At 75.4% G+C, this 22,801-nt stretch carries 21 protein-coding genes; 11 read left to right on the top strand and 10 right to left on the bottom strand.

Translation table 11 applies throughout. The features are described from left to right. Positions 1-24 precede the first annotated feature (24 nt). From L3X23_RS13475 to L3X23_RS13460, 4 genes are read left to right on the top strand one after another with little or no spacing between them, the layout of a single operon-like run. The gene (locus L3X23_RS13475) at positions 25-1,533 is read left to right on the top strand and encodes a hypothetical protein (RefSeq protein WP_237192547.1); all 1,509 of its coding nucleotides are present in this window, start codon (positions 25-27) and stop codon (positions 1,531-1,533) included. After that, the gene (locus L3X23_RS13470; protein ID WP_093088703.1) at positions 1,526-2,260 is read left to right on the top strand and encodes a hypothetical protein; all 735 of its coding nucleotides are present in this window, start codon (positions 1,526-1,528) and stop codon (positions 2,258-2,260) included. Before L3X23_RS13475 ends, L3X23_RS13470 begins: the two co-directional genes overlap by 8 nt. Then, positions 2,257-6,624 carry a hypothetical protein gene (locus L3X23_RS13465; RefSeq protein ID WP_237192546.1) on the top strand — a complete coding sequence of 1,456 codons (4,368 nt, stop codon included), beginning with the start codon at positions 2,257-2,259 and terminating at the stop codon, positions 6,622-6,624. The genes L3X23_RS13470 and L3X23_RS13465 overlap by 4 nt, the downstream gene beginning before the upstream one ends. A 29-nt stretch (positions 6,625-6,653) precedes the next feature. After that, on the top strand, positions 6,654-7,637 hold the full coding sequence (locus tag L3X23_RS13460) for a hypothetical protein (protein ID WP_237192545.1): 984 nt from the start codon (positions 6,654-6,656) through the stop codon (positions 7,635-7,637). 23 nt (positions 7,638-7,660) lie between these two features. Here the strand turns inward: L3X23_RS13460 and xylB are convergent, their stop codons facing one another. After that, positions 7,661-9,040: a xylulokinase gene (gene xylB, locus L3X23_RS13455; RefSeq protein ID WP_237192544.1), complete on the bottom strand. Its 1,380-nt coding sequence runs from the start codon at positions 9,038-9,040 to the stop codon at positions 7,661-7,663. Positions 9,041-9,066: 26 nt separating this feature from the next. Here xylB and L3X23_RS13450 point away from each other — a divergent pair, with 26 nt between their 5' ends. Beyond that, complete coding sequence (locus L3X23_RS13450; protein WP_237192543.1) at positions 9,067-9,828, top strand: NAD(P)-dependent oxidoreductase; 762 nt, start codon at positions 9,067-9,069, stop codon at positions 9,826-9,828. Between the two features lie 3 nt (positions 9,829-9,831). Here L3X23_RS13450 and L3X23_RS13445 read toward each other — a convergent pair whose 3' ends face one another. Further along, complete coding sequence (locus tag L3X23_RS13445) at positions 9,832-11,253, bottom strand: deoxyguanosinetriphosphate triphosphohydrolase family protein (RefSeq protein WP_237192542.1); 1,422 nt, start codon at positions 11,251-11,253, stop codon at positions 9,832-9,834. Positions 11,254-11,298: 45 nt separating this feature from the next. Beyond that, positions 11,299-12,705, bottom strand: a complete 1,407-nt coding sequence (locus tag L3X23_RS13440; RefSeq protein ID WP_237192541.1) for an MFS transporter — start codon at positions 12,703-12,705, stop codon at positions 11,299-11,301. Between the two features lie 50 nt (positions 12,706-12,755). Here L3X23_RS13440 and L3X23_RS13435 point away from each other — a divergent pair, with 50 nt between their 5' ends. Beyond that, positions 12,756-13,715 carry an Lrp/AsnC family transcriptional regulator gene (locus tag L3X23_RS13435; protein WP_237192540.1) on the top strand — a complete coding sequence of 320 codons (960 nt, stop codon included), beginning with the start codon at positions 12,756-12,758 and terminating at the stop codon, positions 13,713-13,715. A 54-nt stretch (positions 13,716-13,769) separates the two neighbouring features. Here the strand turns inward: L3X23_RS13435 and L3X23_RS13430 are convergent, their stop codons facing one another. Next, positions 13,770-15,167 carry a cytochrome P450 gene (locus L3X23_RS13430; RefSeq protein WP_237192539.1) on the bottom strand — a complete coding sequence of 466 codons (1,398 nt, stop codon included), beginning with the start codon at positions 15,165-15,167 and terminating at the stop codon, positions 13,770-13,772. A 74-nt stretch (positions 15,168-15,241) separates the two neighbouring features. Between L3X23_RS13430 and L3X23_RS13425 the strand changes: the two genes are divergently transcribed. Next, entirely contained in the window at positions 15,242-15,775 is a 534-nt protein-coding gene (locus L3X23_RS13425; protein ID WP_093088710.1) for a TetR family transcriptional regulator, read from the top strand. A gap of 31 nt (positions 15,776-15,806) precedes the next feature. On the opposite strand, the gene L3X23_RS13420 is transcribed toward L3X23_RS13425, so the two are convergent. Continuing rightward, positions 15,807-16,625: an ABC transporter permease gene (locus L3X23_RS13420; RefSeq protein ID WP_093088711.1), complete on the bottom strand. Its 819-nt coding sequence runs from the start codon at positions 16,623-16,625 to the stop codon at positions 15,807-15,809. Further along, on the bottom strand, positions 16,585-17,391 hold the full coding sequence (locus L3X23_RS13415; RefSeq protein ID WP_237192538.1) for an ABC transporter ATP-binding protein: 807 nt from the start codon (positions 17,389-17,391) through the stop codon (positions 16,585-16,587). Before L3X23_RS13415 ends, L3X23_RS13420 begins: the two co-directional genes overlap by 41 nt. A 94-nt stretch (positions 17,392-17,485) precedes the next feature. Between L3X23_RS13415 and L3X23_RS13410 the strand changes: the two genes are divergently transcribed. From L3X23_RS13410 to L3X23_RS13395, 4 genes are read left to right on the top strand one after another with little or no spacing between them, the layout of a single operon-like run. Continuing rightward, positions 17,486-17,680, top strand: coding sequence for a hypothetical protein (locus L3X23_RS13410; RefSeq protein WP_093088713.1), 195 nt, complete (start codon positions 17,486-17,488; stop codon positions 17,678-17,680). Positions 17,681-17,710: 30 nt separating this feature from the next. After that, positions 17,711-18,490, top strand: coding sequence for an SDR family NAD(P)-dependent oxidoreductase (locus L3X23_RS13405; RefSeq protein ID WP_237192537.1), 780 nt, complete (start codon positions 17,711-17,713; stop codon positions 18,488-18,490). After that, entirely contained in the window at positions 18,487-19,164 is a 678-nt protein-coding gene (locus tag L3X23_RS13400) for a TetR family transcriptional regulator (protein ID WP_237192536.1), read from the top strand. Before L3X23_RS13405 ends, L3X23_RS13400 begins: the two co-directional genes overlap by 4 nt. Next, complete coding sequence (locus L3X23_RS13395; RefSeq protein WP_237192535.1) at positions 19,161-20,219, top strand: phosphotransferase family protein; 1,059 nt, start codon at positions 19,161-19,163, stop codon at positions 20,217-20,219. The genes L3X23_RS13400 and L3X23_RS13395 overlap by 4 nt, the downstream gene beginning before the upstream one ends. 28 nt (positions 20,220-20,247) lie before the next feature. Here L3X23_RS13395 and L3X23_RS13390 read toward each other — a convergent pair whose 3' ends face one another. From L3X23_RS13390 to L3X23_RS13375, 4 genes are read right to left on the bottom strand one after another with little or no spacing between them, the layout of a single operon-like run. Continuing rightward, on the bottom strand, positions 20,248-20,748 hold the full coding sequence (locus L3X23_RS13390) for a gamma carbonic anhydrase family protein (protein ID WP_237192534.1): 501 nt from the start codon (positions 20,746-20,748) through the stop codon (positions 20,248-20,250). Beyond that, positions 20,749-21,249: an O-acetyl-ADP-ribose deacetylase gene (locus L3X23_RS13385; protein ID WP_237192533.1), complete on the bottom strand. Its 501-nt coding sequence runs from the start codon at positions 21,247-21,249 to the stop codon at positions 20,749-20,751. It lies immediately after the preceding gene. Beyond that, on the bottom strand, positions 21,246-22,013 hold the full coding sequence (locus L3X23_RS13380; RefSeq protein ID WP_093088718.1) for a 5-formyltetrahydrofolate cyclo-ligase: 768 nt from the start codon (positions 22,011-22,013) through the stop codon (positions 21,246-21,248). The genes L3X23_RS13385 and L3X23_RS13380 overlap by 4 nt, the downstream gene beginning before the upstream one ends. A gap of 9 nt (positions 22,014-22,022) precedes the next feature. Continuing rightward, entirely contained in the window at positions 22,023-22,748 is a 726-nt protein-coding gene (locus L3X23_RS13375; RefSeq protein WP_237192532.1) for a MerR family transcriptional regulator, read from the bottom strand. Positions 22,749-22,801: the final 53 nt, after the last annotated feature.

Raw genomic sequence — 22,801 nt, 5'->3', positions numbered from 1 at the left:
CGGAAGTTCCTAAGGTGGTCGCCGATGACGAGCGCACCGGTGGTGTCGCCCGCCGCGGACGCCACCGCGCGGGCCCGCTGGCGTGCGCTCACCCTCACCGACCCGATCTCCCGCCTCGTCCGCAACGCGGCCCACGCGGGCATCGACGACGAGGCGTTCGACCTGCGCCAGCTCGCCCTCGCGGCGGTGGACCTCGTCGTCGGGTCGATGGGGTTCGCCCGCGAGGCGACCCTGGACGAGGTCGCGGACGACCTCACCCGGCTCGCGCTGCGGATGCGCCCCGAGCTCGCCCACCAGGCCCGGGACGTGGCGCAGGTCGTGCTCAAGGGCCTGCTGAACGAGGCGCACGAGCACCGCCGCTTCACCTACTGGTTCGCCGACCTGTCCGGCGACCAGGTGGTGCGCGAGCCCTACAGCTTCCGGCTGCTGTCCCTGCGCGAGGCCGAGTACGGGCCGGTGCTGACCGCGTCGGACCAGGCGATCACGCTCTTCCTGCACGGCCTGGACGTGGACATCGAGGACGCCGACCGCGCGCTGGCCCACGTGCTGCAGCGCCAGCTGGACGACCGGCGGTTCGACGCCGCCGCCCGCACCGCGGCGCAGGCCGAGCGGACGTCGGTCGGCATCGCCGCCACCCTCGCCGAGCTGCTGGACGCGACCCGGCGAGACGTCGGATCGCACGACTGGCTCGTCGACGTGCCGGACCGGCTGAGCGCGGCGCGCCGGCACGTCGAGGAGCGGATCGCCGAGGACGACCGGTTCCTGGAGCACGTCCAGGGCGGCCTCGACGCCGAGACCGGCGCGGACGTGCGGGCCACGTCCGGCCGGATCGTCGACCTGCTGCGGCGGGTCCGGCAGGTCCATCTCGACCTGGAGAAGCGCCTGGTCGGCGCGCGCGAGGTGTTCCTCGCCGCCCAGGTCCGGCAGCGCCTGGCCCGCCGGCGCAGGCTGCGCATGCTCGCCGTCGGCGAGGACGTCCTGCTCCCCACCCTGGGGCTGCCGCGCGAGCAGGCCCTCGAGGTCGGCACGGCGTTCGCCGACCGGGCGCTCGGGGTGACCGTGCCCCGGCTCGTCCGGTTCGACGACCTGCTGGACCAGCTGTGGGCGCCGCCGCGGCAGCGGGAGACGGTGGAGCCGCTCGCCGAGGACGAGGGCCTCGACGAGGTCGAGGAGCCGGACCTGCAGCGCTACCCGCCCGAGGTCGTCGCCGCGGCGGGCGAGGTGCTGGCCGTGGCGCGCGCGGACGCGGCGGGCGCCCCGTTGTCCGCCCTGCTGGACCGGTGCCCGGACGACGAGGTCGCCGAGCTGGTGATCCTGACGACGCTGTGGGCGTTCGCGCCGGACCCGGCCGCGGACTCCGAGGAGCCGGACGACTCGGTGGAGCTGGCCGCGGGGCTGGAGGCGGTCGACCGGGACGGAGCGGCCGGGGTGCTGGATCACCGGCTGGCCCGCGGCCGTGACCTGGTGCTGCGCCCCCTGCCCGCCGAACGTGCGGTGACGGACGAGGACGAACGGGTGATGGCCGGTGGGTAGCAGCTCCGTCGCGGCGGACCTGACCGAGGTGCGAGCGGCCGCCGAGCTGCTCGGCTTCGGTCTGCAGCGGCGTTCGCGTCCGGTGGAGGGCGGCGACTACCGCGCCCTGCTGGACCGCTACCGCAGCGAGCTGCGCTTCCGGGACGTGGTGGACACGATGGCCGAGGGGCTCGGGCTGGAGGTGCTGGGCACCCCGCGGTCCGGGCTGGTGCTCGCCCCCGAGCCGGGCGGGCCGTTCGCCACCCGGCTGACCGACTTCCGGGCGATGGACCAGGCGGAGCGGCTGGTCTTCGGCCTGGTCCTGATCGGGATCGCCGCCTACGCCTACCCCCAGGACGTGGACTTCGACGACCCGGAGACCAAGCTCGTCGACCTCGTGAAGGTGGACGAGTTCCTGCGCTCGGCGATCGACACGTTGCGCGCCCAGGAGGGCGGCGAGGGCACCCCGGAGGAGCGGGCCCGGGCCGCCGCGGAGGTGTACGCGGACATGCCGCAGCTGATCACCACGCAGACCGGGCGGCGCGGGCGCGGCTGCACGCTCAAGGCGATCGAGGACGCGCTGGGCTGGCTCGTCGACCAGGGCGCCGCCCGGGAGGCCACCTCCCTGGGCCCGGACGTCTACCAGCTCACCGACCGCTTCCGGCTGCTCGTGGCCGACTCCGCGGGCGGGGCGGCGCTCGACGCCCTGCGCGCGCTGCGCAGCGGTGGGCCGGGAGCCGCCGCGTGAGCGCGCCGGTGATGTGGAAGATCAGCCGGGTCCGGATCGACCGGATGGGGCCCTCGGCGGCACGCTTCCTCGACGTCACGCTGGACTTCACCGACGCCGAACGCAAGCCGGTCGACTCGATCCTCTGGCTGCGCAACGGCGGCGGGAAGTCCACCGTGCTCTCGCTCATCTGCGCGCTGATCCGGCCCGCCCGCCGGGACTTCCTCGCCACCGCGGCCACCGGCAAGCACCTCGAGGACTACGTCCTCGGGGCGGACACCGGACACGTCGTCGTCGAGTGGTCGGGGCCGGGCGGACGCCTGGTCACGGGCGCGGTCTACGAGTGGGCCGACCGGGCCCAGCCCGCGGACCCCAACCGCGAGCACGACCGGCTCGGCGCCCGCTGGTACCTGTTCCGCGAGGTGGACGACCGGGTGGCGCTCGACCGGCTGCCACTGGCCGAGCGGCTCACGCAGAAGGACTTCGTCGCGGCGCTGCGGGCGTGGGACACCGTGCCCGGCGCGGGCGTCGTGGTGACCGACCGGCAGGACCGCTGGGCGCAGGCGCTCGACGAGCACGGCCTCGACCCGGCGATCTTCAACGCGTTGCTGCAGATGAACGCCACCGAGGGCGGCATCGAGGGGCAGTTCCAGTTCCGCAACGCCGACCAGTTCGTGCGGTACCTGCTCGAGCTCATCGTCGATCCCGAGGTGCCCGGGCAGGTCTCGCAGATCCTGGAGAAGGTGCGGGCCGGGCTGGCCGAGCGCCCGGAGCTGCTGGCGGACCAGGCGTTCGCCACCGAGGCCGTCCCGCTGGTGCGCGCGCTGGCCGAGAGCCGAGACGCGCTGACCGGCGCGGAGGAGGCCGAGCGGGCGCTGGCCGAGCGCGCGGCCGCCCTCGCCGGCGCGATCGCGGCCGGCGTCTCGCGGGCCCGGCGGGAGGAGGCCGAGCACGCGGACCGGGCCGAGGAGATCGGCGGCGAGGCCGCCGAGCACCGCGACCGGGCCGCGCTGGCCGAGGCCCGGTCGGCCGCGCTGTACGGGCTCGCGGCGCGCTACCGGCTGGCCGCGGCGCAGGAGGAGCTGGCGCGGGCCCGGGAGGCGCAGACGCGCACCGCCCGAGCCGAGGCCGCGTGGCGCGGGGTCGGGGAGCTCCTGCGGCTGCGGGCGGCCCGGGACCGGGTGACATCGCTGGAGGAGCAGCTGGCGGCGGCGACCGCGGAGGCCGAGCCGCTGCGGGTGCGGCTCGCGGCGGCGGCGGCGGACCTCGCCCGCGCCCTGGACGCCGCCCTCGCCGAGCACACCGCCCGGGCGGACGAGCTGGACGCGCGGCTGGCGGCGGCCCGCGAGACCGAGACCGCGGCCCGGGCGGCGGTCCGGCGGTCCACGGCGGAGGAGGGCAGGCTCTCCGGCGAGCTCGCCGCGGCGCAGCGCACCCTGGCGGACGTCGACGAGAGCATCGCCGCCGCCGTGCGGGCCGGGCACCTGGAGGCCGACGAGGACGTGGCCGTCGCCGCGGACCGGCACCGGACGGCGGACGCGGAGGCGGCCGTCGAGCTCGGGCGGCTGGTCGAGGAGCGGGCGGCGCTGCGGGAGCGGCGCGAGGAGCTGCGGGCCGCCACCGAGGCGCTGGTCGCCGAACGGCGCACGCTGACCGAGACGCACACCGCGGACACCGCCCGCGCGGCGGAGCTGCGCGAACGCGCCGCGGCGCTGGCCGCCGAGGAGCGGCTGGCCGCGCTGGCCGGGGGTGGGACGGTCGATCCCGTCGCGGAGGCCGGAGACCTCGACGAGCTGCTCACCGCGGCGATCGCGCGCACCGAGCGGCGGCGCGTGGAGCTGGCGGTCGAGGGCGCGGAGGACGAGCGGGCCCTCGACGCGTTGGCCGCCACCGAGCTGCTGCCCCCGGCCCTGGACCTCGACCGGGCGCGGCAGGCCGTCGAGGTCGCCGGCATCGCCGTGACCACGGGCTGGCGCTATCTGGCGGACTCGGTCGCCCCCGCCCGCCACGAGGCCGTCCGGGAGGCGGCGCCCGCGCTGGTCGCGGGCCTGCTGGTGCACGACCCGGCGGACCGCGGCGCGGCGCTCGAGGCGGTGCACGGCGCCGGTCTGCGCCCCACCTCGATGATTATCGTGAGCACCACTGCGGCCCTGCAGGCCGTGGTCGACGGGGAGGCCGCCTCCGCGCACGCGGTCGTGCGCCCGGCGCCCGCGCTGACCGACCGCGCCGCGAGCGGCCCGGAGATCACCGCCCGCGAGCGGGCCCGGGCTGGGCGGGCGGGTGCGGACGCCGAGCTCGCCGCCGAGCGGGAACGGGACGCGGACCTGCGCCGCCGCGTGCGGGACCTCCGGGCCGACTGCCCGCCGGGGACCCTGGCCGCGCTGGACCGGTCGATCGCCGAGGCGGCCGCCGGGTTGTCGCGCGTCGCCGCCGACGACCAGCGGGTCGCACAGGACCTCGCCGCGGCGGACGCCGCCGAGGAGGCCCTCGACGCGCGCCGGTCCGCGGCCGAGGAGGTCCGCCGGGCGGCCGCCGTCGCCGGTGCGGTGCTGGCCGGGCTCGCCGAGCGGCTGCGCACCGCGGAACCGGTGCGACAGCGGGCCCGCGCGCTGCCCGCCGAGATCGCCGCGGCCCGCGCCGCGGGCGAGGAGGCGGCCCGCACCGAGGAGACCGCGCAGCGCGAGGCCCGCGAGGCGGAGGAGTCCGGCGGCGCGACCCGCCGCGCCCTCGCGGACCTGCGCGCGGAGCGCGACCGGCTCGGGGAGATCGGTGAGGTCGGGGCCGGCCCGGTCCCGGACCTCGGCGAGGCCCGCCGGGCCCACGAGTCCGCCGAGCAGGCCTACCGCCGCGAGGTGTCGGACTCGGCGCTGGCCGCGTCCCTGGCGGAGGCGCGGCGCGTGCTCGCCGATCCCGGCGGGCCGTCCGCGCAGGTCGCGGCCCTGGATTCGGCGGTGCGCGCCGCGGCCGAGGAGCTGCTGGGCGCCCCCGAGGCGGTGGACGCACCCTCCCGCGAGGCCGCGCTCGCCCGGGCCGTCGAGGCGGGGCGGGCGGCCACCGAGGCGGTCGGCGAGCGACGCAGCGCGGTGGCGGCCGCGGAGGCGGAGGTCGCGCGCCACCCGGAGGGCGGGGACCTCCCGGACCCCGTGCCGGACACCGTCGAGGCGGCGCTGGCCGGCGCGGCCGAGGCGGAGGACGAGCGGGCGGGCCACCGTGCCGCCGCCGAACGGTCCCGCAGCGAGCTGGAGCTCGTCGGCGGGCTGCGGGCCGAGGCTCGGGAGCGGGTCACCGGGCTGGCGCACCAGGGCGAGCTGCTGGGCGTGGCGCCCGCGGCGGACGTGCCCGCGGCGCCGGAGCCGGCGGAGCCGCTCACGGTCGCGGACGCGCGGGAGGCGGTCGTCGCCCTCCGCGAGCGGCTCGACGCCACCGCCGCCGCCGTCCGACGCGCCCGTGCGGCCCTGGAGAAGGGCGCCCGGGAGATCGTTGTGTGGGCGTCGGTGGAGCGGTTCGCCCAGGTCAAGCCCGCGATCCGGGACCGGTTCCGGGTCCCGGACGTCGCCGGGGAGATCGGGCCCGTCGCGGCCGATCTCGCCGCCGAGCTGGAGCTGTTCGCGGAGAACGTGCGCATGCGCCTCGAGGAGCTGGAGGAGCACAAGTCCGTCGTGGTCACCGCGATGACCGGGATGGTCCGGCAGGCGCTGCGGTCGTTGGCGCGGGCCCAGTCGCTGTCCGAGCTGCCCGAGAACCTCGGGCCGTGGGCCGGACACCGGTTCCTCGACGTCGGGCCGCGGTCGGCGGTGGAGACGGCGGACGCGGTCGTCCGGGACCGCTGCGCCCGGCTGGTGGACGTGCTGACCGCCCGCGGCGCCGAGGTGCCCCGCGGCCAGGAGCTGCTCTGGCAGGCCACGAACGCCGTCGTCGGCGACGGGAACTGGCGGGCCCGGGTGCTCAAGCCGTCCACGGCGCTGGCCCTGGAGCGGGTGTCGGTCGAGCGGATGCGCAAGTGGTCGGGCGGGGAGAAGGTCACCATCTCGCTGCTGCTGTTCTGCATGGTCGCGAAGCTGCGGGCCACCAGCCGCGGCCGGGACCTGCCGGGGCTGGGCGCGCTGCCGCTGGACAACCCGCTGGGCAAGGCGAACTACGTGGTGTTCCTGGACCTGCAGCGCAAGGTCGCCAACGCCAACGGCGTGCAGCTGATCTTCCTCACCGGCGTGGGGGACATGAAGGCGGTCGGCCGCTTCCCGAACGTCGTCAGGATGCGGAACGCGGCCCGCCGCGGCCGGGAGTACGTGCAGGTCGCGGAGCGGATCCAGGCCGAGGAGGATCCGGTGGGGGCCATCGACACCACCCGCATCCACCGGGACGACCCGGTCCTCACCCTGCTGTGACGCCGGCCCTGTCCCCGGTCGCTGCCGCCATGGCGGCGCAGCTGCGGGGCCGACGGGTGCCGTGGGCGGACCTGCGCGTCGCCGCCCTGGGCCGGGACTCGAGCCTGCTCGGCGACCCCGACCAGCGTGAACGCCTCCGAGCCGCGGTCGACGAGCTCGTCGCCGCGGGCCTGGTCGAGCTCCCGGCACCCGGCGGCCGCTCCTGGGACCGCGGCCGCATCGACCTCCCGCTCTGGGTCCAGCGGGTCGCGAACCGTGAGAGCGCGCCCGAGCCGCCGCGGGCCCCGGCCTGGCACGTCCGGCTGAGCTGGGTCCCGCACTTCCTCGCGACGGAGCGCCGCGGCCTGAGCGAGAACGAGTGGCTGCTGCTCCGGGGCGTGCAGGAGATGCTCGCCGGGGGAGTGGCGACCCACGTCGTCCCCACCCGCGAACGGTCCCTCGACCTGCTCGGGGACGAGAAGCTGCTCGACCGGATGCTGTCGGGCAGGCTGTTCACCCGCGGCGGGCTGTCCCTCGCCCTGCTGCAGGCGCGGCAGGTCGCGCGGCCGATCACGACCGGTGCGATCGGGCCGGGCCCGGTCACGCTGATCGTCGAGAACGTCGCGACCTACGACTCGCTGTCTCGCACGCTGCCGCCCGACGGCGAGGTGGGCCGGCTCGTGTTCGGCCAGGGTAACGACCTCGGCAGCGCCCTCTCCGCCCTGGCGGCCGAACCGGAACCGGTCCGCGACCTGCGGTACTTCGGTGACCTCGACCCCGCGGGCGTGCGGATCCCGAGCAGGGTCGACACCGCGGCCCGCGGCCTCCCGCCGCTGCGCCCGGCGGCCCGGCTCTACCGGCTCCTGCTGCAGGTCGGCCACCCCCGCCCGGGCGGCTCGGGCGCGGCCGACCTGGACTGGCTGCCCGAGGAGGTCCGACCGCGGGTCGCCGCACTGTTCGGCGCGGGCGAACGGCTGGCCCAGGAGTGGCTGGGCCTCGAACAGCTCGCCCACGAGGACCTGTCACGGGTGTGATCGCGACCCGCGATCACGGTCGGTCAGAGTCGGGGCAGGGGGTGGGCGGCGGCCTCGCGGTAGCGCTCCTCCAGGCCCTTCGTCAGGGTGCCCTCGTGCACCCGCGACCCGCCGCTCTCCCAGGTGGGGAGCGTGCCGGTGGCCACCCAGGCCGCCTGTCGGGCCGCGCCGTCCGCGACGTACTCGCCCGGCTCCGGGACCACGACCGGGACGCCGAACACGGTCGGCGCGATGCGCCGGACGGCCTCGGAGCGGGCGGCGCCGCCGATCAGCCGGACCGCCGCGGGCCGCACGCCGAGGGCGGCCAGGGCGTCGATGCCCACCTTCTGCCCGCTGAGCATGCCCTCGACGACGGCGCGCGCGAGGTGCGCGGGGGTGCCGTTGGCCAGGGTCAGGCCGTGGACGGAGCCGGTGGCGTCGGGCAGGTTCGGGGTGCGCTCGCCCTCCAGGTACGGGACCAGGACGAGGCCGTCGGCGCCGGGCGGGGCGGACAGGGCGAGGTCGGACAGGGTGGCGTGGTCGACGCCGAGGAGCCGGCCCGCGGCGTCGAGCACGCGGGCGGCGTTCAACGTCACGACGAGGGGGAGGAACGCCCCGGTCGCGTCCGCGAAGCCGGCGATCGTGCCGGACGGGTCGGCGCCCTGGCGGTCCCCGCGCGCGGACACCACCCCGGACGTCCCGAGCGAGACGATCACGTCGTCTCCCGCGCCGAGGCCCAGCGCGGCCCCGGCGTTGTCCCCGGCGCCCGCGCCGAGCCGGAAGCCCGGACCCGCCACGGACTCGGCGGGCCCGAGCACCCGGGGCAGGACGACGTCGTCCCGGCCGAGGCCGAGCCGCAGCAGGTCGCGGCGGTACTCGCCGGTCGAGGCGTCGAAGTACCCGGTGCCCGAGGCGTCCGACCGGTCGGTGACCAGGTCCTCCAGGTCGGTCGACCCGGAGAGCCGCCAGGTCAGCCAGTCGTGGGGCAGGCACACGGCGGCGACCCGGGCGGCGTGGTCCGGCTCGTGCTCGGCGAGCCAGCGCAGCTTGGTCACCGTGATCGACGCGACGGGCACGGTGCCGGTGGCGTCCGCCCACGCCTGCGCCCCCAGCTCCTCGACCAGCGCCGCCGCGGCCCCCGCCGACCGCGTGTCGTTCCACAGCAGCGCGGGCCGCACGACCTCGCCCGCCGCGTCCAGGCACACCATGCCGTGCTGCTGCCCGGCGACGCTGACGGCGGCGACGTCCTCCAGCCCGCCCGCCTGGGCGAGCGCCTCCTGCAGCGCCGTCCACCAGTGCCGCGGGTCGATCTCGGTGCCGTCGGGGTGGGCCGCCTTGCCGGAGCGGACCAGCTCCCCGGACTCGGCGTCCCGGACGACGACCTTGCAGGACTGGGTGGAGGAGTCGACACCGGCGACGAGCATGCCGACACCCTGCCAGGATCAGGCGCGTGGAACGAGTACTGATCACGGGTGCGGCCGGACGGATCGGCGGAATGCTGCGCGAGCGGCTGACGGGTGTCGAGCTGCGGCTGCTCGACGTGGAACCGGCCGGGAGCGGGTCCATCGTCGCCAGCGTCACCGACCCCGACGCGATGCTGGAGGCGTGCACCGGCGTGGACGCGGTGGTGCACCTGGGCGGGATCTCCGGCGAGGACACGTGGGAGCGGATCCGGGACGTCAACATCGAGGGCACCTACGGCGTCTTCGAGGCGGCCCGGCGGGCGGGGGTGCGGCGGGTCGTGTACGCCTCCAGCAACCACGCCGTCGGCTTCTGGCCGAACCCCACCGAGAACGCCCCCGAGCTGCCCGACGACCTGCCCCCGCGCCCCGACACCTTCTACGGCGTGAGCAAGGTCCTCGGCGAGGCGCTCGGCGCGCTCTACCACGACCGGCACGGGATGGACGTGGTCTGCCTGCGGATCGGCAGCTGCTTCCCCGCGCCCCGCGACCTGCGCGGGCTCGCGACCTGGCTCTCGCCCGGCGACTGTGCCCGGCTCGTGCACGCGGCGCTGACCTGCGAGAACCCCGGCTTCCGCACGGTCTGGGGGATCTCGGCGAACACCCGCCGCACCTGGTCCCTCGCGGGCGGAGCGGCGATCGGCTACCACCCGCAGGACGACGCCGAGGTCTTCGCCGCGCAGCTCACCGCGGGCTCCCCGGAACGCGAGGAGGCCGGTCGCCGCTACGTCGGCGGGGCCTTCACGTTGTGAGCGCTACAGCGCCATCGCGTCGGTCCACAGCCGCGCGCTGCGTCCGGTGAGGACGTCGAGGAGGGCACCGGCCTGCGCGTCGGTGAGCGAGGCGACGTAGTCGACCACGGCGCGGCCGCGGGCCAGGTGGGGGACCTCGGCCGCGGGCACGTCGAGCCGCGCGTACTGCTCACGGGCCAGCTCGACGAGATCGTGCAGCCGGGGCGGCAGGGCGGGGGAGTGGGTGTCGCCGAGCCAATCGTGCAGGGCGCCCACCAGCCCGGTGACGACGGTCGCCTGGCCGCGCTGGTGCGAGGCCAGGTCCGCGCGGAGCAGCACGAACTGCTGGTGCACGAACTTCAGCACGGCGACCTCGTGCCACTGCGCCTCGCCCAGCACCACGTGGGCGGCGCGGACCGGGGGATCGGCGAGCACCCGGATGCCGCCGACCAGCCGGGCGGTCCAGCGCGCGGAGAACTCGGCGACGGCGCGCTCGGCGGCCATCGACCCGTCGAAGGGCAGCGCGAGCAGCCCGTCGACCAGTTCGTCCCGCACCCGGGCGACGGCGGCGGCGAACGCGTCGTCGGAGTAGATCCACGCCTCCCGCTCGGCCATCCGCCGCCGCAGCCGCTCGAGCGCGGCGCCGGGTCCGGACGAGGGGTGCGTCTCCCACCCGCGCAGCTCGGCCGCCACCCCGGCCTGCTGCAGGACGCCGACCCGGTGGAAGTCCTCGACGTCGTGGATGGCGTAGGCGATGTCGTCCGCGGTGTCCATCACCGACGCCTCGACGGTCTGCTGCCACGGCCCCACCGGGAAGGGGCGGCGCGCGGCGATGAGCTCGTCGAGCTCGGTGTCGTAGGCGGAGAACTTGCCGACCGCGCCGCGCGGCGGCAGGGCGGCCGTGCCCGGGTGCGGGTCCGGGTAGGTCAGCCGCGTCCACGGGTACTTCAGCACGGCGGCGCGCACGGCCGCGGTGAGGCCGAGGCCGGTGCGGCCCGGCCCGTGCAGGTCGATCGTGGTGAGGATGCGGAAGGACTGGGCGTTGCCCTCGAAGCCGTCGGAGAGCCCGAGGCGGTCGCGGGCGATCCGGTCGAGGACCTGTTCGCCGAGGTGGCCGAACGGCGGGTGCCCGAGGTCGTGGGCGAGCGCGGCGGCCTCCACGACGTCCGGGTCGCACCCGCCGAGCTTCTCGACGAGCGCGGAGGACTCCGCACCCACGTGCTCGGCGATCGCCCTGGCCACCTGCGCGACCTGCAGCGAGTGCGTGAGCCGGTTGTGCAGCAGGAGCCCGGACCCGTTGGGGCTGACCACCTGCGTGACGCCGGCGAGGCGGGCGAAGAAGGGCGAGGCCGCGATCCGGTCGCGGTCCACCCGGAAGGGCGAGCTCGCGATCCCCGCCCCGGTCTCCGCGGCCCCCGCCGACCGCTCCTCCCGCCCCACACCCATGTGCGGGAGCGTAGGCCGTGCCCCGGGACACGGCCTGTGCCGTGGCTAGCCGACCCCGACCGGGGCCCGCTGCGGCCGGACCGTCGAGCGGACCAGGGCGAGGACCAGCAGCCCGCCCAGCACGCCCGCGGCCCCGGCGACGAGGTAGCCGTGCCGCAGCCCCTCCGCGACCGCCCCGGCCGCCGCGCCGTGTCCCGCGGCGAGGGACTCGACGTCTCCCGCCGAGCGCTGGAACACCAGCCCCAGCACCGCCACCCCCAGGGCGAACCCGAGCTGGCGGGCGGTGTTGAGGGTGCCTGCCACCATGCCGCCGAGCTGCGGGGGCGCGGCGGACATCGCCGCGGCGGTGAGGGTCGGGATCGCCAGCCCGACCCCGATCCCGACGACCGCGAGCCCGGGCAGCAGCACCCACTGCGACGAGTCCTCCCGGACGAGGGCCTGCAGCCCCGACCCCACGCCGACCAGCAGCAGCCCGGTCCCGACCGTCCAGCGCGGCGAGACGCCCTGCAGCGCCCGCCCCGCGACCGCCGAGACGGCGAAGGAGCACACCGCCATCGGCAGCAGCGCGACGCCCGCGGCGATCGGCGTCAGCCCCAGGACGCCCTGCATCCACACCGAGGCGTAGGCGAGCATGGCGAAGGCCGCGGCCATGAGCAGCAGCCCGGCGGTGATCGTCGCGCTGAAGGAGGCCGAGCGGAACAGCGCCAGGTCCAGCAGCGGGTGGGCGGCGCGGCGCTCGATCCACAGGAACACCGCGAGCGCCACGGCCGCGAGCACGAGGAACGGCGCCGCCGCGGCCCAGCCGTGGGAGCCGGCCCGGATCAACGCGTAGGTGAGGCCGCCCGCGAACACGGTGAACGCCAGGATCCCGGGCACGTCCACCGTGACGCCCGGACGGCGGGTCTCGGCGCACACCGCGAGCGTCAGGACGATGGTCACCACGGAGACGGGCAGGTTGACGAGGAAGATCCACCGCCAGCCCGCGTGCTCGGTGAGCAGCCCGCCGACCAGCGGGCCGAGCGCGGAGCCCGCCCCGTTGACGGCGCCCCACACGCCGAACGCGACGCCCCGGTCGCGGCCGTGGTAGGTGGCGTTGAGCATGGCCGTGGTCGTGGCGAACATCAGCGCGCCGCCGACGCCCTGCAGGCCCCGCGCGGTGATCAGGACGCTCGCGCTCGGGGCGAGCCCGCAGGCCAGCGACCCGAGGGCGAACAGGGCGAGGCCTGCGACGTAGGCCCGCCGCCGTCCGACGATGTCCGCGAGCGACCCGGCGCCGAGCAGCAGGGCGGCGAGGACGAGGGCGTAGACGTCCAGCACCCACTGCAGCGCGCTGAAGGAGGCCTGCAGGTCCGCGGCCATGTCCGGCAGCGCGACCGTCACGATCGTGACGTCCAGCAGGAGCATGAAGGATCCGAGACAGATGGCCACGAGCGGCCACCACCGTGAAGTCATGCGACGAGCATCGGGCTGTGGCCGCCGAAAACGGCCTAGGATCGGGGATCGTGCAGAAATCCGACACTCTCGACGGCGTCGATCGAAGAATCCTGCATGCGCTGAGCATCGACGGCCGGGTCTCGTTCGCCCGGGTCGGGGAGGTGCTGGGGGTGTCGGACCGGACCGTCGCGCGGCGCTGGGCCCGGATGCGGGAGTCGGACTCGGTGCGGCTGGTCGGGGCGCGCGGACCCGACCGTCAGGCGAGCGCGCAGTGGATCATCCGGGTGCGGTGTCGGCCGGGCAGCGCCACCGAGGTCGCGCACGCCCTGGCGCGCCGCGAGGACACCCGGTGGGTCCAGCTGCTGTCCGGCGGCACCGAGATCACCGCGAGCGTCCAGTCCTGGTCGGCCGAGGAGCGCGACGAGCTGATCCTGCAGCGCCTGCAGCGCACCGCCCAGGTCCAGACCGTGACCGCGCACAGCATCCTGCACGTCTTCACCGGCGGGCCGGACGTGTTCGCCGCCGTCGAGGTGCTGGAGGCCGACGAGGTCGCCGCCCTCACCCCGGTCTTCCGGGAGCGCGCCACCGGGCTGACCGAGGCGGACCGCCCGCTGCTGCGCGTCCTGAGCCGGGACGGCCGCGCCCCCTACGCCGAGCTGGCCGCCGCCACCGGGTGGTCGGAGTCCACCGTGGCCCGCCGCCTCGAGGCCCTGCGCGGCGCGGGCCTGCTGTTCTTCGATCTCGACGTCGACGACCGGCGGCTCGGCTTCCACGCCCACACGCGCATGTGGCTGAGCGTCCCGCCCGCCCACCTGCTCGAGACGGGCCGGGCGATCGCCGCGCACCCGGAGGCCGCCTTCTGTGCGGCGACGACCGGCCGGTCGAACCTCACGGCGTCGGTCGTGTGCCGCGACGAGGCGGACCTCTTCCGGTACCTGACCGAACGCGTCGGCGCCCTGCCCGCCGTGTCGGACGTCGAGACCGGTCCGATCATGCGCACGGTGAAACGGGCGGGCGCCTACCCCTGACCTGCGCCTTCGGCGCTCGTGCGTGGAAAGTGGTGCTCCAGCACCACTTTCCACTCACAGGCGGCGGAGGCGCACGGGAACACCACCGACCGGCACGGGCAGGGAGGTGTTGTCCCAGCGCAGGCCGGGTTCGCTGGTCCAGCGGTGGGTGCGGAGCAGCTCGTGCAGGATCGTCAGCACCTCGTAGCGCCCGAACCACAGCCCGATGCACTTGTGCACGCCGCCGCCGAAGGGCACGAACGCGTCCCGGTCCTTCGGCGGCGCGGCGAACCGGTCCGGGTCGAAGGTCTCCGGCGAGTCCCAGCACTGTGGGTCGTAGTGGTTGACCGCCTGCGCCACGGTGACGCGCGTCCCGGCCGGGATGTGGTGGCCGAGGACCGTCGTGTCCTTCACCGCCGTCCGCAGCACCACGGGCACGGGCGCGTCGAGCCGCAGGGCCTCGGACACGACGCGGTCGAGGGTGGTCAGCGACCTCAGCTCGGCGACCCCGAGGTGCCCGTCACCGAGCGCGAGGGACTCCGCCCGGGCCTTCTCCTGCCACTCCGGGTGCCGTCCGAGGTGGTAGGCGGCGGACGCCGCGGTGGTCGTCGAGGTGTCGTGCGCGGCCATCATCAGGAAGATCATGTGGTTGACGACGTCGTCGTCGGAGAAGGCCTCGCCCTCCGGCGTGCGGGCGTGGCACAGGGCGCTGAACAGGTCGTCCCCGGTGCCTGCCCGCTTGGCGGACAGGGCATCGCGGAACCAGCGCTCCAGCACCGCGCGCCCGTCGAGCCCCTTCTTCCACCGGGTGCCCGGCAGCGGCCTGCGCACGAACGCGTTCGCCCCGCGCACGCAGGCCACGAAGGCCCGGTTGATCTCGTCCGACCGGGACCCGGAGTCCATGAACACCCGCGCCGCGACGTCCAGGGTGAGCTGTTTGAGGGCCGGGTGGATCCGCATGTCCCCGGACCAGGTGTCCAGCGTGGAGCGGACGACGGGCGCGGCCTGGCGGACGTAGCCCGCGACCCGGTCCGCGGTGAACGCCTCCTGCATGATCCGCCGGTGCATCCGGTGCTCGTCGAAGTCCAGCAGCATGAGCCCGCGGTGGAAGAAGCGGTCGACGAGGGTCCGCCAGCCCTCCTGGGAGAAGGCCTTGTCCCGGTTCACCAGCACCTCGCGCGTGGCCGCAGGCCCCGCGACCACGACCGAGCGCCCGAGCGGCCCGCCCATCCACCACACCGGGCCGTAGCGCTCGGTGCGCCTGCGGGTGAGCTCGTGGCCGAGGCGGACGTAGCCGAGGGTGTGGCCCAGCAGGGGGAGCCCGAAGTCCCCAGGGATCTCGGCGGTGCCCGGGGGCACCGGGCCGAACGGGCGGGCGGCGCCGGGCTCGCGCAGCCTGCGGTCGACGCTGCGGGGCAGCGGGACGGTCAGCACGGACGAGTACCGGGCACGCACCTGGTCGACGATGGCCATGGGCCGACCGTAGACAGATTGCAGGAAAGTGTCCAGAGAGTTGACGCGACCTCTAGAGTTGTCCCATGCGACCGATGGCCGAACGTGCCCGCGCCCAGCTGCGCGCCGAGGCGCTCGACGTCGCGGAGGAGCTCGTCGTCGCCGGCCGGTTCGGCATGCCCGAGCTGGCGAGCAGGCTCGGGGTCAGCAGGCAGACGCTCTACAACGAGTTCGGCGACCGCCACGGCGTCACCTCCGCGCTGGTCCTGCGCTCGACCGAGCGGTTCCTCGACGGCATCGAGGCCGCGCTGGCGGGGGAGCGGGACCTGCACGCCGCCTGGGTGGCCGCGGTGGCCGCGGCGCTGCACCGGGCGGCGGACGAGCCCCTGCTGAAGGCGCTGCTGACCGGGGACTCCGACGTCCTCGGGGCCGAGCCCATCGTCGTCGCCGCCCGGGACCGCGCCGCCGCCTACCTGCGCCGCACCTGGCCGGAGCTGGAGAACGTCGACCTCGCCGCCGAGACCGCCGCCCGGCTGACGGTGAGCCACATCGGCCTGCCCCTCGCCCCGCCCGAGGTGATCGCCGAGCAGGTCGCGACCGTCGTGGTCCGCACCTGTGCGCGGCGATAGTCGCCCTGGCGACGATCGCCGCGCACGAGGGTCAGCGGGTCAGGCGGGGCAGCACGGCGCTCGCCAGACTGATCATCAGCGCCGCCGCGCCGAGCAGCACGGCGAAGCAGAGGCCCAGCCGGGCGGGTTCGCCGATCATCAGGCCGCGCAAGGCCTCCACCTCGTACGACAGCGGGTTGACGTGGTTGACCCACTGCAGCCAGGTGGGCATCAGGGCGACGGGGTAGAGCGCGTTGGAGGCGAAGAACAGCGGCATCGTGATCGCCTGGCCGATCCCCATCAGCCGGTCCCGCGACAGCACCAGCCCCGCGATGGCGATGGACAGGCAGCAGAAGATCGCCGACCCCAGCATCAGCGCGGCGACCACGCCCAGCCACTTCAGCGGGTTCGCCGTCAACGAGACCCCGAGGACCAGCGCCAACGCCAGCACGACCACCGCCTGGGCCACGGCACGGATGCCGGCGGCGAAGGCCTTCGCGGCGACCATCGCGACCCGCGGGGTGGGGGTGACCAGGAGCTTCGACAGCACCCCGGCGTCCCGCTCCCAGATGATCTGGATGCCGTAGAAGATCGCGATGAACAGCGCGGACTGGGCGAGGATGCCCGGCGCGAGGAAGTCCAGGTAGGGCACGTTCCCGGTGGGGATCGCGTGGATCGCGGTGAACACGTTGCCGAACACCAGCAGCCAGAGCGCGGGCTGCACGGCGCGGGTGACGAGCTCGGTGCGGTCGTGGCGCAGCTTCTGCAGCTCCACCAGACACATCGTGGCGATCCGGGAGAGGAACACCCGCACCGGTGCCCACCAGGACTCAGCCCAGCCTGCCTGCGGTGCGGCGAGCGCTGCGGACATCGGAGATCCCTCCCTGCTCCAGGTCGTCCCCGGTGTGGTGGCGGAAGACGTCGTCGAGCGTGCCGATCCCGTCCTTGAGCGCGGCGGGTGTGCCGAGCGCCCGCACCCGGCCGCGGTGCATCAGCGCGATCCGGTCGCAGTGCTCGTCCGCCTCCTGCATGGCGTGCGTGGTGACCAGGACGGTCATCCCGGTCTCGGCGCGCGTGGCGGCGATCCGGTCCCACACGCCGTCTCGCGCGACGGGGTCGAGCCCGACCGTCGGTTCGTCGAGCACGAGCAGCTGCGGTGCGCTGACCAGCGCCTGCGCGAGCTCCAGGCGGCGGACCATGCCGCCGGAGTAGGTCTTGGCGGGTCGGTCGGCGGCCTCGGTGAGGTCCATCGCCGCGAGCACCTCCGCGACCTTCTCCCGCCGGACTCGCCGCGGGACGTCGAACAGGCGGGCGAACAGCGCCACGTTCTCCCGGCCGGTCAGCGTGGCGTCCGCGGACAGCTGTTGGGGGACGTACCCCAGCAGGCGCCGGACCCCGATCCGGTCCCGGGCGACGTCGTGCCCCAGGACGGTGATCGAGCCCGGCTCGGTGGGCAGCAGGGTGGTGATCATCCGGATGGTGGTGGTCTTGCCCGCGCCGTTCGGGCCGAGCAGGCCGAACACCTCCCCGCGCTCGACGCGAAGGTCCAGCCCGTCCACGGCCGTCGTGCCGCCGAACGCCTTGCGCACCCCCCGGCACAGGACCGCCGGTTCGGGTGGGTTCTCGCTGGTGGACACGCGTCGACGGTACTGCGGTCGAGCAGTGATGAGCAATGCGAACGACTGGGCTGCCGGCTCGACGGGGAGGGGGCGAGCTGCCAGGCTCGCACCCATGAGCGACGAGCAATGGTTCTTCTGCCTCAAGCACCACACCGTCGAGGGGCCGGACGGCTGCCGGGCCGCGGACCGGCTCGGGCCCTACCCGGACAGGGAGACGGCCGCGCGCGCCCTGGAGATCGCCAAGGAGCGCACCGAGGCCGCCGACAAGGCGGACGAGGAGTGGCGCGAGCGGGGCTCGACCCGCTGAGGAACCGGCATTAGGCTCTCGGGAGATTTGATGCAGTCGCATCGCTGTCGAGAGGGGCACACCGTGGTGGAGGGCAAGGTCGCGGTCGTGACCGGCGGCAGCCGGGGCATGGGCCGGGAGATCTGCCGGGACCTGGCGCGGCGGGGCTTCCGGGTGGTCGTCGCCAGTCGCAAGGCCCCGGCCTGCGAGGAGCTGGCCGAGGAGCTCGTCGCGGAGTTCGGGGCCGAGGCGATCGGCGTGGGTGCCCACGTGGGCCACTGGGCGGACTGCGACGCGCTGATCGACCGGACCCTGGACACCTGGGGCCGCATCGACGTGCTGGTCAACAACGCGGGCATGTCGCCCCTCTACGACAGCCTCGGCGCGGTCGGCGAGGACCTGTTCGACAAGGTCATCGGCGTGAACCTCAAGGGGCCCTTCCGGTTGGCGGTGCGTGCGGGCGAGGCGATGCAGCGCGGAGACGGCGGGCAGATCGTCAACATCTCCAGCATCGCGGCCGTGGCTCCCGCTCCCGGCGAGCTGCCCTACGCCACCGCCAAGGCGGGCCTCAACGCCCTGACCCTGGGGTTGGCCCGGGCGTTCGGGCCCACGGTGCGGGTCAACTGCGTGATGCCGGGCATGTTCCGCACCGACATCAGCAAGGCGTGGGGCGAGGAGATGTTCGCGCAGGCGAGCCGGGTGCCCGCGGGCCGGATCGGGGAGGCGTCCGAGATCGTCGGGGCCGTCCGGTACCTCACCAGCGACGACTCCACCTACACCACCGGCGCGGTGCTCAAGGTGGACGGCGGCGCGACCTGGGCGCCCGCATGAGCACGGCGTCCTCGGCCGCCGGTCGCCCGGACACCCGGTCGCGGCTCCTCGACGCCGCGGAGGCGCTGTTCGCCGAGCGCGGCACCGAGGCGGTGTCGCTGCGGGAGATCGGCCGGGCCGCCGAGGCGCGCAACGTCATCGCCGCCCAGTACTGGTTCACCGACCGGGACGGCCTGGTCCGCGCCCTGATCGAGCGGCACGCGCCGGAGATCGAGGCCGCCCGCCACGCCCTGCTCGACGAGTACGAGGACCTGTTGGCCCGCGGCGCCGCGGGCACCGAGCAGGACCGGCTGCACCTGCTCGCGGGCGCGTTGGCCCGCCCGCCCGCGCGCAAGCTCGAACAGGGCGTGAGCGGGGCCGGATACCTGCGCACCGTCGCCGACCTGCTCACCCGCCCCGAGCCCAGCACCGAACACGTGGGCTACGACCGCGAGGGCGGGAGCATCATCCGCTGGCGGCACCTGCTCGAGCCGCTCCTGGACCCGGACGCCGTCGTCCTGCACCGGAGGTTCTACGTGATCCGCTTCGTCGATGTCGAGCTCGCCCAGCGCTCCCGCGCCCCGGGCAGGCGCGACCACCGGCTGTTCGTCAGCCAGCTCGTCGACTCCGCCGCGGGCCTGCTCGGCGCCGCCACCTCGGACGAGACCCGCAGGCTGCGCGCGGAGCGGGGGTGAGCACCGGGACGGGCGCGGGTGTGGTCGATCTCGACGACCTGGGCCGCTGGGTGCGGGCGCAGGGGATCGCCGAGGAGATCGGCGAGGTGACCCCGCTCGCGGGTGGCACCCAGAACGTCGTCCTCAAGATCGAGCTGGACGGTCGGCCGGTCGTGCTCCGCCGCCCGCCCGAACACCCCCGGCCCACCTCCGATCGCACCCTGACCAGGGAGATCACCGTGCTGCGCGGGCTGGCGGGCACCGACGTGCCGCACCCGCGGCTGATCGCCGGGTGCACCGACACGTCCGTGCTGGGCGTGGTGTTCTACCTGATGGAGCTGGTCGACGGCGTCAATCCCGGCGAGGAGGTGACCGAGGCGCAGCGCACGGACGCCGCCCTGCGCCGCGGTCAGGCCCTCGCCGTGGCCCGGGCGCTGGCCCGGCTCAGCGCGGTCGACCCCGTCGCCCAGGGACTCGACGTGCTGCGCAAGCCCGGCGCGTTCCTCGCCAAGCAGGTGCCGCAGTGGCTCGGCCAGCTGGAGTCCTACCGGGAGTTCGCGGGTTGGGACCCGGCGGGGCTGCCGGACGTCGAGCCGATCGCGCGGTGGCTCACCGCCCACCTCCCGCCCGAGCCGGAACCCGGCGTGATGCACGGCGACTTCCATCTCAACAACATCATGCTCGCCCGGGAGGAGCCCGCGGTCGCGGCGGTGGTGGACTGGGAGATGTGCACGGTCGGCGACCCGCTGCTCGACCTGGGATGGCTCATGGTCACCTGGCCCCAGCCGCCCCGCACCCTCGAGGTGGGCGGTCCGTTCGCGCAGCTCGGCGGCCTGCCGACGCGTGCGGAGCTGGTCGCCGAGTACACCGCCGCGGGCGGGCGGCTCGCCCGGGACGTCGACTGGTACACCGCGCTGGCGGGCTTCAAGCTGGGCATCGTGCTGGAGGGGACCCACGCGCGGGCGGGTGCGGGCAAGGCGCCGAAGGAGATCGGCGACCGCCTGCACCGCCACGCGGGCGCCCTGCTCACCCTCGCCCGCTCCATCGCCGACGGCGAGTGGTCCGTCCACCCCTGAGCGCATTGTGGAGCCACGATGCCGGGGGTCAGGTGCGGTGGAGACCCGTCAGGTGTTCGTAGGCCGCCGCGTTGAGGGTGATGCCGTTGCGCGCGGCGTCGTCGGTCTGGGAGCGCACCTTCGCCGGGACGCCCGCGACCAGCGAGTTCGGGGGGACCACGGTCCCCTGGGTGACGACGGCGCCCGCCGCGACGATCGACCCGCTCCCGATCCGGGCCCCGTTCATCACGACGGCGCCCATGCCGACCAGCACGTCGTCCTCGACCGTGCAGCCGTGCAGCACCACCCGGTGCCCCACGCTCACCCCGTCGCCCACGGTGCACGGGAAGCCGGGGTCGGTGTGCACCACGGTGCCGTCCTGCAGGTTGCTGCGGGCGCCGATCGTGATCGGCTCGAACTCGGCGCGGAGCACGCAGGTGTACCAGACCGACGACCGCACGCCGATCGTGACGCGGCCCGCCACCACCGCACCCGGCGCGACCCAGGCGGTCGGGTCCACCGACGGCGTGTGGCCGTCCACAGTGATCATCTACACTCCTTCGAACGCGCGCAGGATCTCGGCGCTGAACAGCACGAACCGTGCGATCTGGACCTGCGACGGCGTGTCCCGCACGGTGGTCACGGCGATCCGGGCGGCGTCGTCGAGCGGCCAGCCGTAGATGCCCGCGCTCACCGCCGGGAAGGCGACGGTGCGGGCCCCGAGCTCGTCGGCGACCCGCAGCGACTCGCGGTAGGCGGAGGCGAGCAGCGCGGAACGGTCCTGGCGCTTCGCGTAGACCGGCCCGACGGTGTGGATCACCCAGCGGGCGGGCAGCCGACCCGCCGTGGTCGCCACCGCCCGGCCGGTCGGCAGCCCGTCGGGGAACCGCGTGCGGCGCAGCTCCTCGCACTCGCGCAGGATGTCCGGCCCGCCCGCGCGGTGGATCGCCCCGTCGACGCCGCCCCCGCCGAGCAGGCCGGAGTTGGCGGCGTTGACCACGGCGTCCACCTCCTGCGTCGTGATGTCGCCCTGGACGAACTCGATGGTCAACGGAGCCTCCCGAGCAACGGGATCGCGGCGATCTTGGCCTCGGTCAGGGACTCCCAGAGGATGCCCGCGGCGGGCCGGTCCTCCCGCGCGGACCGGCAGTCGATCACCCGCTCCGGGGTGACGACGAGGTCGACCGGCACGTCGTGCGCCGCGGTCGGGATCACACCCGCCGGCCTGACCTGCAGCTCGTGCACGGTCGTCACGACGAGGGTCTCCTCCGCGACGAGCCCGGCCGCCCGGGCCAGCGCGAACTCCAGGTCCGCGAACCCGCCGCCCTTGCCCAGCCGCGCGCCGTCCGCGCCCACGGCGACGCAGCCGGTCACCACGAGGTCGACGGGGTCGAGCTCGTCGACGGCGACCCGGCGGGCGTTCGCGGTGGCGTTCTTGATCGACACGGCGCGGCGCGGCGGATCGGTGAGGTGCGCGGGATCGAGCAGGAAGAAGGGGTCGTCCTCGGCGAGCTTGGGCACGGCCATGTAGAGCGTCTTGCCGTCCTCGAGGGCCCGCTGCCGCACCGGGAGCTGCGCGGAGTCCGGGTTGGACTTCACCGTCGCGGCCGCCGTCCACTCCGGGCGGGAGCGCAGCAGCTCGGCGGCCCGCTCGGCGCCGGTGAAGTTCGAGATCCGGTGCCGCGCGCCGGGGAAGCGCGCGACCTTCGCCTCGGTCAGCGCCGTCCACACCTCGTCCCGCAGCGCCGCCTTGGCCTCGAGCAGGGCGCGGTCGCCGCCCGCGTCGTGGTCGTGCCGCCGGGGCGTCCGTGCCATGCGTGCACCCTACGGCGCCTCGTTCAGCAGCGCGTGCACCCGCTGGACGACGTCGATCTGGGCGTCGTTGTACAGGTCGCGCAGCGCCTTTCCCATGGTCTCGCCCGCGAACCGGGCGCCGCCGGGGGCGTCCGTGCCCAGGTCCGCGGCATCCGGATGGCGCTGCCACATCCCCCGGACCTCCTCGGCCATCCGACGGGCGAGGTCCGCGCGGGTCGCCTCGTCGGCGTCGGTGGACAGCCCGTCGAACTCGGCGTCCGCGGACGTGCGCTCGAGCGAGCCGAGCAGCTCCGAGTAGGCCTGCATCCCGCGCGGGCCCAGCACCCGCGACAGCACGACGGTGAACGACCGGTCGGCGGCGGAGATGTCCGCCCGCGCCGCCGACGCGAGCTCGGGCGGCAGGTCGGTGGGCAGCGGCTGCGTCATGATCGCCGCGAGTTCCCGGCGGATCCGCTGCAGCCGCTCGATGGTGGCGGCCAGTTCGGCGTCGAGGGTGCGCAGGGCTTCCTCGGGGTGGTCGTCGGCGTCCCCCATCTCCGCGATCTGGGACAGGGAGAAGCCGAGGTCGGTGAGGCGCTTGATGCGCAGCACGCGGACGAGGTGCGCCACGCCGTACTGCTTGTAGCCGTTGGCGCGGCGTTCGGGCTCCGCGAGCAGCCCGACGTCGTGGTAGTGCCGGACCGCGCGCAGCGTCGTCCCGGTCAGCTCGGCGATCTCGCGAGTGCTCCAGGCCATGCACTGATCACACACCATGCCCGTGCGCGGTAAGTGGTGCTCTGGCACTACTT

The sequence above is a fragment of the Pseudonocardia sp. WMMC193 genome, from assembly GCF_021728735.1.
In the GTDB taxonomy this organism is placed as follows: Bacteria; Actinomycetota; Actinomycetes; order Mycobacteriales; family Pseudonocardiaceae; genus Pseudonocardia; species Pseudonocardia oroxyli.
Note: the sequence above shows the minus strand (reverse complement) of the source record. Positions and strands in the feature narration are given on the sequence as shown.